Raw genomic sequence first — 11,263 nt, forward strand, 5'->3', positions numbered from 1 at the left:
GGCTGTCGGCGTAAGGGGGCGGGCTCAGCGGAAGCGTTGGACGGCGAGCGGCGCGGCCTCGGCCAGCTCGCGGACCGTGGGGTGCTGGTCGACGTCGCCGAGGAGCTCCCCCAGCGGCCCGGTCGCCACGAAGGTGCCCTCGGCGAGGATGTGGACCTCGCGGCAGGTGCGCTCGACGAGCTCGAGGTCGTGGGAGACGAGGACGACGGCGGTGTCGAGCTCGGCGAGCAGGCCCGCCAGCCGCCGGGCCAGGTTGACGCGCGACTGCGGGTCGACGGCGGTGAGCGGCTCGTCCAGGACGAGGATCTCCGGCCGGGTCGCGAGCGCCGCCGCGACCGCCACGCGCTGCTTCTCCCCGCCCGAGAGCGTGACGAGCCGGCGGGTCGAGAAGGCGGCGGGGAGCCCGACTGCGTCGAGCAGGTCCCCCATCGACGTCGCGTGGGTCCGCCCCGCCTTGCGCGCCTCGCCCAGCGCGAGGCCGAGGCTGCGGGCGACCGTGAGCCGCGGGTCGGTGACGGTGAGCGAGTCCTGGGAGGTGAAGCGCACCGAGGCCTTGAAGGTCTTGCCCTCCCGGCGCGGCAGGCGGTGGACCGGGCGGTCGTTGAAGGTGACCGTGCCCTGGACCGGCCGGATCTGACCCTGCAGGGCGCGTACGAGCGTCGTCTTCCCGGCGCCGGAGGGCCCGACGATCCCGAGCGGGGCGTCGCCGGACCGGATCTCGAGGTTCACCCCACGCAGCACGTGCGTCCCGGGGTAGCCCGCCCACAGGTCGTCGGCACGGAGGACCGCGCGAGTCGCCATCCCAGCTCCTTTCGTCCGAGCGCACTCTACGTCCTCGGACTGGGGGCTCAGGACTCCCGGACGACATCCGCCGGCTCCTTGTCCGGGCGCCAGCCGCGCCACCGCGGGTGACGCAGCCGCCCGGTGGACGTCCACTCGGCGAACTCGACCTCCGCCACCCGGCGGGGCGTCACCCAGCGGGCGTCACGGGCCTCGGGCCGGGGCACCTCCAGCGGGGCGGTCTTGCGCTCCTCGCGGCCCAGCTCCTGCGCCCACCGGGCGGCGTCCCGCTCGGAGAAGCCCGTCCCGACCCGCCCGATGTAGCGCAGCTCGCCGTCGTCGGGCAGGGCGAGGAGGAGGGAGCCGACCTTGCCGGCGCGGGTGCCCTGCCCGGGCCGCCAGCCGACGACGACGGCCTCCTGGGTGCTCGCGTGCTTGATCTTCAGCCACGAGCGGCTGCGCCGCCCCGGCGTGTAGGCGGAGTCGCGCCGCTTGGCCACGACGCCCTCGAGCTGCCACTGACGGCTGGCCGCGACCGCCGCCTCGAGGTCACCGTCGAAGGCGGGCGGGATCTCGACGAGCGCGCACCCGCCGGGGTCGACGACCTCCTCGAGCACCTCCCGCCGCTCGTCGTAGGTCCGGCGCTGCAGGCTCGTGCCGTCGACCGAGATCGCGTCGAAGAGCATGAGGCGGACCGGGTTCTCCTCCGCGGCGCGGGCGATGGCGCGGGCGTCGGTGAGCTGGATGCGCTGCTGGAGGAGGCCGAAGTCGGGGCGGCCGGTGTCGGTGAGCGCGACGATCTCCCCGTCGAGCACCGCGGTGCGCGCGTCGACGCACTCGGCGAGGCCGGTGAGCTCGGGGTAGGTGTCGGTGACCTCCCGGCCGCTGCGGCCCACGAGCCGCACGGTCCCGTCCTCGACGAGGACGACGGCGCGCACCCCGTCCCACTTCATCTCCACCGCCCACTCGGCCGAGGCGTCCAGGACCGTCGCGTCGCTGAGGGTGGCGAGCATGGGGACGACGAACTCGGGCGCCGCGGTGTCAGTGGCCGCGCCGTCCGTCTCCCGTGCCGAGGAGTCCCGCGTTCCGCGGGAGGAGGAGCTCGGCTCTCGGCGCGGGGCCGAGGAACCCGCCTCTCGGCGAGCGGAATCCGGCTCTCGGCGAGGAGAGGAATCCGGCTCTCGGCGAGTGGAGCGGGACGCGGCGCCGTCGGGAGTCGACATGAGGTGGATGAGCCAGTGGTTGGACTCGTCCTCGGACCGGCCGCCGGTGTGGATGAGCGCGAAGCGGCTCGTGCGGCCCGGGCCGTCTGGGCCGGCGAGACCACCGTCCTCCTGCCCGGTGAGCGTGACGATGACCTCCTTGCCCTCCCGCCACTTCTCGAAGGTGTACGTCCCGGTGTCCCAGACCGTCATGTCCCCGGCGCCGTACTCGCCCTTGGGGATGGTGCCGTGGAAGGTGAGGTACTCCATCGGGTGGTCCTCGGTCTGGACCGCGAGGTGGTTCTTCCTCGGCGAGGTCGGCACGCACTTGGGCAGCGCCCAGCTGACGAGGACGCCGTCGTGCGCCAGGCGCAGGTCCCAGTGCAGGCGGCTCGCGTGGTGCTCCTGGATGACGAAGGCGAGCGTGCCGTCGTCGGGCGCGACGGCGGCCGGCACCGGCTCGGGGGTCTTCGCCGCGTCACGCTTGGCGCGGTAGACCTCGAGGCGGTCCCGCCTGGGCTGCCCGCCCGCCTGGTCCGCGGCCTCCCCCAGCTCGGCCATCGGGTCCCCGCGCCGCTCGACCCGCTCGACGACCTCCCGCAGGTCCAGGTGACGCAGCCTCGGGTGGGTGAGCTCGCGCCACGTCCGCGGGGCGGCCACCATCGGCCGCTCCCGGCCCCGCAGGGAGTAGGGCGCGATCGTCGTCTTGTTCCCGTTGTTCTGCGACCAGTCGACGAGCACCTTCCCGCGGCGCAGCTCCTTCTTCATGTTCGAGACAACCAGGTCGGGGTGGTCGGTCTCCAGGGTGCGGGCCAGCTCCTTGGCCACCTCGCTCACCTCGTCGGACGTCGCCGTGCCCGGCAGCGCCGCGTACAGGTGGATGCCCTTGGACCCGCTCGTCACCGGGACGGGGTCCAGGCCCATGCCCTCGAGGATGTCGCGGGCGAGGACGGCCACCTCGACGCACTCGGCCAGGCCCGCGCCCTCCCCCGGGTCGAGGTCGAGGACGAGGCGGTCGGGCTTGCGGCGCTGCCCGTCGCTGCCCACCCGCCACTGCGGGACGTGGACCTCGAGCGCCGCGACCTGGGCGAGCCAGGCGAGCGTCGCGGCACTGTCGACGAGCGGGTAGGTGTTGACGTGGTCGCTGTGCTGGATCTCCACCCGCTCGACCCAGTCCGGGGCGCCGGACTCGACGTTCTTCTGGAAGAACACCTGTCCCGGGTCCTCGCCCGTGCCGGTGCCGTTCGGCCAGCGCTTGCGGGTCGCGGGACGGCCCGAGCAGTGGGGCAGCATGACCGGCGCGATCCGGGAGTAGTACTCGAGGACGTCGGCCTTGGTCGTGCCGGTGGCCGGGTAGAGGACCTTGTCGAGGTTGGTCAGGCGCAGCCGGTGGCCGTCCACCTGCACGACCGTGGGCCCGCTGTCCTTCGCCATGGCGCCATGCTGCCCGGCGGGCGCGGGGCCCGCACCTACACCGGGTACTCGGTGAGCCGCAGGACCGTGAGCGCCCCGGCGACGACGGCGAGGGCGAGCGGGACGACGAAGGGCTCACGGCGGCGCAGGTGGAGGGCGGTCGCGACGAGCATCAGGACGGCGAGCGCCCCCGACGCGACGGGCACGAGGTGGACCGAGCGCTCGAGGACCGGCGGCAGGACGAGACCGAGCGCGCCCGCGAGCTCGAGCAGCCCGATGCCCTTGAGCGCGACGGGGTGGACGTCCTGGACGTAGGTCATCCCGCTGTCGTAGAGCGCCTGCCGCGAGCTGACGACCTTCGAGACCCCCGACCCGAGGAAGACGACCGCCACCAGCGCCGTGACCACCCACAGCCAGATCTCCACACCCGCTCCTCTCGCGCGTCGTTGCGCCGGCTCCACCGTAGGGCGCAAGGCCCCGTCCCGTCCGGGTTTTGGGCGCCCCCTCTCCCGGATCTCCGCTGGCGGGAGTACGGTACGGGCACTTCACTGGGGGCAGACGGACGAGGGCCGGCCCCGCCGGCGAGGAGGCAGCATGCGCGCGATCTGGAAGGGCTCGATCACCTTCGGGCTCGTCAACGTCCCCATCTCGGTCTTCAGCGCCACGGAGAGCCACGACCTGCGTCTGCACCAGGTGCACGACGCCGACGGCGGCCGCATCCGCTACCAGCGCCGCTGCGAGATCTGCGGGGAGCCGGTCGAGTGGGACCACATCGACAAGGCCTTCGACGACGGCGACCGCACCGTCGTCATCACCGACGACGAGCTCTCCGAGCTGCCGACCGAGAAGTCCCGCGAGATCGAGATCCTCCAGTTCGTCCCCAGCGACCAGGTCGACCCCATCATGATGGCCAAGACCTACTACCTCGCCCCGGCCTCGACCTCCGCGAAGTCCTACGCGCTGCTGCGCCGCACGCTGGAGGAGACCGACCGCACCGCGATCGTGTCCTTCACGCTGCGCCAGCGCACCCAGCTGGGGGCGCTGCGCGTGCGCGAGGACGTCATGCTCCTCCAGACCCTCCTGTGGGACGACGAGGTGCGCGAGCCCGACTTCGCCGGCGTCGACAAGGACGTCCGGATCAGCGCGAAGGAGCTCGAGATGAGCCAGGCGCTGGTCGAGAACTTCTCCGGCGACTTCGACCCCTCGGAGTACACCGACGAGTACCAGGCGCAGCTGCGCACCCTCGTCGAGGCGAAGCTCGAGCAGGGCGACGCCGTGGACACCGAGGAGACCTTCGGCACCGACCGCGAGGAGGGCGAGGAGGCCGAGGTCCTCGACCTCATGGAGGCCCTGCGCCGCTCCGTCTCCGCCGCCAAGGAGAAGAAGTCCGGGTCGGCGTCCGGCTCCGGCGGCTCCGGTTCTCGTTCCGGGTCGAAGGCCTCGTCGTCGTCCACCGCGAAGAAGTCGACCTCCTCCTCGAAGGAGGAGGAGAAGAAGCCGGCCGCGAAGAAGAAGACGGCCGCGACCACCCGGAAGAAGACGGCTAGCAAGAAGACCGCCTGACCGGTTAAGGACATGCATACGTTGCGTTTATCGGAATTGCTGAGGTAAGGCTTTCCTCACCTATTTCGTTCGCCTTTTCCTCCTGCTTTTCTCGTCATTTCGGTCTATTCTCGTGCCACGACGCCGCGCGACCAGACGGGCGGCGATGGACGACGAGGAGCACGACGATGAGCGCTCTGGCGGAGCTGCCCCCGGTCACCGACTGCGCCGTGACGGGCTGCGGGTTCAACCACGACCACGACTGTCACGCGGCGGCGGTCACCATCGCCGGGGCGAGGGGCGACGCCGCGTGCGTCACCTTCATCCCGCTGGGCACCAAGGGCGGCCTGGACACGGTGCTCGCCCACGTCGGCGCCTGCCAGCGCACCGACTGCGTCCACAACGCCGACCTCGAGTGCACGGCGAGCGAGATCCGCGTGGGTGCCGGAGGCTCCGCGGCCGACTGCCTCACCTACAGCGGCCAAGCCTGAGGGACGCCGTCGGGAAGAAGCCGGCGGCGCCCGTGGTTGGCGCAGGTATGACCACCTCACCCATCCACGTCGACATCTGGTCCGACATCGCCTGCCCCTGGTGCTACATCGGCAAGCGCAAGTTCGAGGCCGGGGTCGCCGCCTTCGACGGCGACGTCACCGTCACCTACCACTCCTTCGAGCTGGCCCCCGACACCCCGGTGGACTTCGAGGGCAGCGCCGCGGACTTCCTCTCCCAGCACAAGGGCATGCCCCGCGAGCAGGTCGAGCAGATGCTCCAGCAGGTGACGGCGATCGCCGCCGAGGTGGGGCTGGAGTACGACGTCGACTCCGTCCACCAGACCAAGACGCTGCTCGCCCACCAGGCCCTCCACCACGCGCGCGAGCAGGGCCGGCAGCTCGAGCTCGTCGAGCGGCTGTTCGAGGCCTACTTCGTCGAGGGTCGCCACGTCGGCAGGGTCGAGGAGCTCGTCGCGCTGGGCGCCGAGGCCGGGCTCGACGCCGACACCCTGCGGACCGCCCTGGAGGAGGGGACGCACGCCGACGCCGTCGCCGCCGACATCGCCCAGGCCCGCGCCTACGGCATCCAGGGGGTGCCCTTCTTCGTCATCGGCGGGAAGTACGGCGTGTCCGGTGCCCAGCAGCCGGCCGTCTTCACCCAGGCGCTCGAGCAGGTCCGCAGCGAGACGGTGGCGGCCCGGTGAGCGAGCTGCCCCTCTCCCCCTTCCCACCGCCGGCGGGCCTGACGATGGTCGGCGCCGACGACGCCGCCGTGTGCGTCGACGGCGTGTGCCAGGTCCCCGGGGACGGGACGTCGAAGGACGACGACGGTCACGTCGCCGGCGCCCGCGCCGACGGCTGAGCCGACCCGGTCACCTCCGCCGTCCGTCGGGCGCCTCGATCTGCAGGCGCGCGAGCCGGTCGGGGTCCGCGACGACGTCGATGCCGGCGATGCGCTCGCCCCGGACGGCGAACGTGAGCACGACCGATACGTTGCCGGCCAGCACCATGACCAGTGCCGCCGCTCCGTCGACGGTCGCCACCTCGGTGGCCCGCGCCCGCGCGGCGGAGGCGACCGCGCTCCGGGCGACGGCCTCGGCACCACGGAGGACGACGGGCCGGCCGCCGGGCACGGCGTGCGAGTCCGCCCGCAGGACGACGGCGGGGTCGAGGACGCGGATCAGCGCCTCGAAGTCGCCGGTCCGGGTCGCGGCGAGGTAGGCGTCGACGAGCCGGCGCTGCCGGTCCGGGTCCCCCGGTGGCGGCTCGGAGCCCCGGACGCGCCGGCGTGCCCTGCTCGCGAGCTGGCGGGCCGCCGCCGGTGAGCGCTCGACGATCGTGCCGATCTCCTCGAAGGGCAGGTCGAACATGTCGTGGAGCACGAAGGCCAGGCGCTCGGCCGGCGTGAGGCTGTCGAGGACGACGAGCAGCGCCAGCCCCACCGAGTCGGCGAGCACCGCCTCGCGCTCCGGCTCCGGGCCGCCCGCCGCCTGGTCGGCGAGCCGGGCGTCGAGGGGCTCCTCCCGCCGTCGTCGGCGCGAGCGGAGCATGTTGAGCGACACCCGCGCCACGACCGTCGTCAGCCAGGCGCGCAGGTTCTCCACGTCCTCCGTGTCCGCCTGCGCGATCCGCAGCCACGCGTCCTGGACGGCGTCGTCGGCCTCGGTCGCCGAGCCGAGCATCCGGTAGGCGACCGCCCGCAGGTGCGGGCGGTGCTCCTCGAAGCGTACGGACAGCGTCTCGTCCATCACCTCACGCTCTCAGACCGCGGCGCCGACGGCCAGGGTCCCGACCACGGGCGCGAGGTACAGCAGCGGGTAGGGGATGTGGGAGTAGGAGCGGGCGCGCACCACGGTGACGACGGCGCCGGTGAAGTACAGGACGAGGCCGACACCGGCGACGGTGCCGATGACCGGGACGGCGAGCCCGACGAGCAGGCCGACCGCGCCGGCGAGCTTGGCCGCCCCGAGCCACGGCCACCACCCGCGGGGCACGCCGTACTCGGTGAGGGCGTCGACCACCCAGCTCGCCCCTCGCAGGAGCGAGAAGGCCGAGAAACCGACCCAGACGGCGGCGAGGACGGTGAGGACAGTGAGAACAGCAGACATCGCAAAGCTCCTTGACGTGTGTGGGACGGGACGTGGAAGGCCCCGTCTCTGTGCGGTCACGGACTTGGACACCGCCGGGCGCACGGGTGTGACAGCGTCGGCGCGCACCGTGTGGTTCCCGGGCACCCCGGAGCCCGGAGCCCACGCGCTGAGCACCCGTCCCCGGCTGCGGAGGCGAGGTCCGTGCACCCGCTGCACGATGGGCTCATGACCTCTGACACGCGACGGACCAGGGTGCTGCTCACGGGTGCGACCGGCGGCATCGGACTACTGCTCGAGGAGCGCCTCGGCGCCGACTACGACCTCGTGACGCACGGGCGTCACCCGGCCACCGAGGAGCAGGAGGAGACCCTCCACATCGCGGACCTCGACGACTACGACGAGGTCCTCGGCCTCATGGACGGCGTCGAGGTCGTCGTCCACATGGCCGGGGCGGCGTCCCCGGAGTCCGGGTGGGACGCCGTGCTCGCGGCGAACATCGTCGGCCTCCGCAACGTGCTCGAGGCGGCCCGGGAGGCGGGTGTCCGCCGGGTCGTCTTCGCCTCCTCCAACCACGCGATGGGGATGTACGACCGGCTCGGTGAGTGGCCCGTCTACCCCCACCACCTGCCGCGGCCCGACTCCCTGTACGGGGTGTCGAAGGTCTTCGGGGAGACGCTCGGGCGGTTCTACCACGACGAGCACGGCCTGGAGTTCATCGCCCTGCGCATCGGCTGGTACACCGACGACCCGCTCGACGCCGACGAGGACGTGCTCCGGGCGATGTGGCTGAGCCCCGACGACACCGAGCACGTCGTGCGCCGCGCCATCGAGGCCGAGGTCCCCTACGGCGTCTACTACGCGGTTTCCGACAACCCCAACCGCCGCTGGGACCTCACCAACACCATGCTCGAGCTGGGCTACCGCCCCAAGGACGACTGGACCACGCTGCCCGGCGCCCGGGAGGACGTCGTCGAGGGCGGCAAGCAGGCCCCGGACAGCTGGCCCGCGGGGTCCTAGTAGCGGCTGACGATGACGAGGTCGTCCCGGTGGACGACTGGCCGCGGGTGCGCGGACCCGTCTCGCTCCTGGAGCTCCGCCGTCGTCCGTCCCTGCATCTCGCGGACCTCCGCGGCGCTGTAGGCGACGAGACCGCGGGCGGTGACGACGCCGTCGGGCGTGGCGAGCTCGACCGGGTCCCCCGGCTCGAAGTCCCCCTCGACACCGGTGATGCCCGCGGCGAGCAGGGACCGCTTGCCGTGGGTGATGGCGTGGATCGCGCCGTCGTCCAGGACGAGGCGGCCGCTCGTGCGGGCGGCGTGGGCCAGCCACAGCCGCCGGGTGCTCTTGCGGCGGCCGGTGGCGGCGAACCACGTGCCCACCGGCTCCCCCAGCAGGGCCCGCTCGGCGTTGTCGGCGGCCGTGAGGACGACGGGCACGCCGGCACTGGTCGCGATCGAGGCGGCCTCGAGCTTCGTCACCATGCCGCCGGTGCCGATCGACGTGCCGCGGCCGGTCACCTCGATGCCGGTGAGGTCCTCCGGGCCGCGGACCTCGGGGATGCGGCGGGTGCCGGCTCGCGAGGGCGGGCCGTCGTAGAGCCCGTCGACGTCGGTGAGGAGGACGAGCGCGTCGGCGCGGACGAGGTGGGCGACGAGCGCCGCGAGACGGTCGTTGTCCCCGAAGCGGATCTCGTCGGTCGCGACGGTGTCGTTCTCGTTGACGATCGGCACGACGCCGAGCGCGAGCAGGCGTGCCAGCGCGCGCTGGGCGTTGCGGTAGTGCTGGCGGCGGATGAGGTCCTCGGCGGTGAGGAGCACCTGGCCCACGCGGCGGCCGTGCTCGGCGAAGGCCTCGGTGTACCGGGCCACGAGCAGCCCCTGCCCCACCGAGGCGGTGGCCTGGGCGGTGGCGAGGTCGGTGGGCCGCATCGGCAGCCCGAGCGGGGCGATGCCCGCCGCGATCGCACCGGAGGAGACGAGGACGACCTCCTGGCCGGCGGCCCGCCGCTCGGCGACGACGGCGACGAGCCGGTGGATCCGGTCGAGGTCCAGCCGGCCGCCCGGCGCCGTGAGCGACGAGGAGCCGATCTTGACGACGACCCTCCCGGCATCGGCCATGGCGGAGCGGTCGAGGAGTGGCGGGGTCACGGCCCTATTGTGCCGCGGGCGGGTCCTCAGCCTCGGGCGTGGCCCAGTGTCCGGACTGACGCTCGGTCCACAGCTCCTCGCGGGCGGCGGTCTTGGCGTCCATCCGGTCCTGGTGCTCGCGGCGCTTGTCCGCACGCGTGGTGCGGGGCGCGTAGGCGGCCTCCTCGACGCGCAGGTCGCTGCCGCGCCGGCCGAGCAGCTCCGCGCCGGTGGCCATCGTGGGCTCCCAGTCGAAGATGACGCCGCCCTCGACGGAGCCGATGACGACCTCGTCGCCGGGCGTGGCGCCGGCCTTGAAGAGCGCCTCCTCGACGCCGAGACGCGCGAGACGGTCGGCGAGGTAGCCGACGGCCTCGTCGTTGGCGAAGTCGGTCTGGCGGACCCACCGCTCCGGCTTGGAGCCGCGGACCTGGAAGAAGTAGCCCTCGTGGCGGTTGCGGCGGGTGACGGTGAACCCGGCGTCGTCGACGGCCCTCGGGCGGAGCACCACACGGGCCGGCTCGGCCGGCGGCGCGGCAGCCCGGACCTGGGCGACGAGCGCGCCGAGCGCGAAGGACAGCGGGCGCAGGCCCTCGTGGCTCGCGGCGGAGACCTCGTGGACCGGCAGGCCGCGCCCCTCGAGCTCGGCACGGACCATGTCGGCGAGCTCGCGCGCCTCGGGCACGTCGATCTTGTTGAGGACGACGACGCGCGGCCGCTCCCCCAGCGGCAGCCGGCCGGCCACCGAGAGGTCCGCGGCGTAGGCCGACAGCTCCGCCTCGATGGTGTCGAGGTCGCTCACCGGGTCACGGCCCGGCTCGAGGGTGGCGCAGTCGAGGACGTGGACGATGACGGCGCAGCGCTCGATGTGGCGCAGGAAGTCCAGTCCCAGCCCCTTGCCCTGGCTCGCGCCGGGGATGAGCCCGGGCACGTCCGCCACGGTGTAGCGCTCGTCGCCCGCCTGGACGACCCCGAGGTTGGGCACCAGCGTGGTGAAGGGGTAGTCGGCGATCTTCGGCCGCGCCGCGGACAGGGCCGCGATGAGGCTCGACTTGCCGGCGCTGGGGAAGCCCACGAGGGCGACGTCCGCGACACTCTTGAGCTCGAGGACGAGGTCGGCGGTCTCCCCCTCCTCGCCGAGGAGGGCGAAGCCGGGGGCCTTGCGGCGCGGGGAGGCGAGGGCGGCGTTGCCCAGTCCTCCACGTCCGCCTGCGGCGGCGACGAGCCGGGTCCCGGCGCCGACGAGGTCGGCCAGCACCTCGCCGTCGGCGGTCTTGACGACCGTGCCGTCGGGCACCGCGAGGACGAGGTCCTCGCCGTTGCGGCCGTTGCGCATGTCGCCCGCGCCCTGGGCGCCGTTGGAGGCGCGGCGGTGCGGGGAGTGGTGGTAGGCGAGCAGCGTCGTCGTCTGCGGATCGACCTCGAGGATGACGTCACCGCCGCTGCCACCGTTGCCGCCGTCGGGCCCACCGAGGGGCTTGAACTTCTCCCGGCGGATCGAGGCGACGCCGTTACCGCCGTTACCACCTGCGACGTGCAGCACGACGCGGTCGACGAAGCTGGCCATCATTCCTCCTGGGGCCGGGTACGGAAGCGGGGGGGGGGGGGGGGGGGGGGGG

At 73.3% G+C, this 11,263-nt stretch carries 12 protein-coding genes; 5 read left to right on the forward strand and 7 right to left on the reverse strand.

The window, feature by feature from the left end:
* Positions 1–24: 24 nt before the first annotated feature.
* From H9624_RS11550 to H9624_RS11560, 3 genes are read right to left on the reverse strand one after another with little or no spacing between them, the layout of a single operon-like run.
* Positions 25–801, reverse strand: a complete 777-nt coding sequence (locus tag H9624_RS11550; protein ID WP_251840040.1) for an ABC transporter ATP-binding protein — start codon at positions 799–801, stop codon at positions 25–27.
* A 47-nt stretch (positions 802–848) separates the two neighbouring features.
* Entirely contained in the window at positions 849–3,416 is a 2,568-nt protein-coding gene (locus tag H9624_RS11555; protein ID WP_251840041.1) for an ATP-dependent DNA ligase, read from the reverse strand.
* A 35-nt stretch (positions 3,417–3,451) separates the two neighbouring features.
* Positions 3,452–3,820 carry a DoxX family protein gene (locus H9624_RS11560; RefSeq protein ID WP_251840042.1) on the reverse strand — a complete coding sequence of 123 codons (369 nt, stop codon included), beginning with the start codon at positions 3,818–3,820 and terminating at the stop codon, positions 3,452–3,454.
* 169 nt (positions 3,821–3,989) lie between these two features.
* Here H9624_RS11560 and ku point away from each other — a divergent pair, with 169 nt between their 5' ends.
* The 4 genes from ku to H9624_RS11580 all read left to right on the forward strand — a co-directional run bounded on the left by ku (position 3,990) and on the right by H9624_RS11580 (position 6,290).
* Positions 3,990–4,958 (forward strand): non-homologous end joining protein Ku, encoded by a 969-nt coding sequence (ku, locus tag H9624_RS11565; protein ID WP_251840043.1) that lies wholly within the window; start codon positions 3,990–3,992, stop codon positions 4,956–4,958.
* 167 nt (positions 4,959–5,125) lie between these two features.
* Positions 5,126–5,428: a DUF1540 domain-containing protein gene (locus tag H9624_RS11570; protein ID WP_251840044.1), complete on the forward strand. Its 303-nt coding sequence runs from the start codon at positions 5,126–5,128 to the stop codon at positions 5,426–5,428.
* Between the two features lie 47 nt (positions 5,429–5,475).
* Positions 5,476–6,132, forward strand: coding sequence for a DsbA family oxidoreductase (locus tag H9624_RS11575; RefSeq protein WP_251840045.1), 657 nt, complete (start codon positions 5,476–5,478; stop codon positions 6,130–6,132).
* Positions 6,129–6,290 carry a hypothetical protein gene (locus tag H9624_RS11580; protein ID WP_251840046.1) on the forward strand — a complete coding sequence of 54 codons (162 nt, stop codon included), beginning with the start codon at positions 6,129–6,131 and terminating at the stop codon, positions 6,288–6,290. Before H9624_RS11575 ends, H9624_RS11580 begins: the two co-directional genes overlap by 4 nt.
* A gap of 10 nt (positions 6,291–6,300) precedes the next feature.
* On the opposite strand, the gene H9624_RS11585 is transcribed toward H9624_RS11580, so the two are convergent.
* A complete protein-coding gene (locus tag H9624_RS11585; RefSeq protein WP_251840047.1) occupies positions 6,301–7,176 on the reverse strand; it encodes a sigma-70 family RNA polymerase sigma factor in 876 nt (291 codons plus the stop codon).
* 12 nt (positions 7,177–7,188) lie between these two features.
* Positions 7,189–7,536, reverse strand: a complete 348-nt coding sequence (locus tag H9624_RS11590; protein WP_251840048.1) for a DoxX family protein — start codon at positions 7,534–7,536, stop codon at positions 7,189–7,191.
* Positions 7,537–7,743: 207 nt separating this feature from the next.
* Here H9624_RS11590 and H9624_RS11595 point away from each other — a divergent pair, with 207 nt between their 5' ends.
* The gene (locus H9624_RS11595) at positions 7,744–8,535 is read left to right on the forward strand and encodes an NAD-dependent epimerase/dehydratase family protein (RefSeq protein ID WP_251840049.1); all 792 of its coding nucleotides are present in this window, start codon (positions 7,744–7,746) and stop codon (positions 8,533–8,535) included.
* Here H9624_RS11595 and proB read toward each other — a convergent pair.
* Positions 8,532–9,635 (reverse strand): glutamate 5-kinase, encoded by a 1,104-nt coding sequence (gene proB / locus H9624_RS11600; RefSeq protein ID WP_251840119.1) that lies wholly within the window; start codon positions 9,633–9,635, stop codon positions 8,532–8,534. The genes H9624_RS11595 and proB overlap by 4 nt on opposite strands.
* A 34-nt stretch (positions 9,636–9,669) precedes the next feature.
* On the reverse strand, positions 9,670–11,211 hold the full coding sequence (gene obgE, locus H9624_RS11605; protein WP_251840050.1) for a GTPase ObgE: 1,542 nt from the start codon (positions 11,209–11,211) through the stop codon (positions 9,670–9,672).
* Positions 11,212–11,263 lie beyond the last annotated feature (52 nt).

The organism is Oceanitalea stevensii (assembly GCF_014837105.1).
Classification (GTDB): domain Bacteria; phylum Actinomycetota; class Actinomycetes; order Actinomycetales; family Actinomycetaceae; genus Oceanitalea; species Oceanitalea stevensii.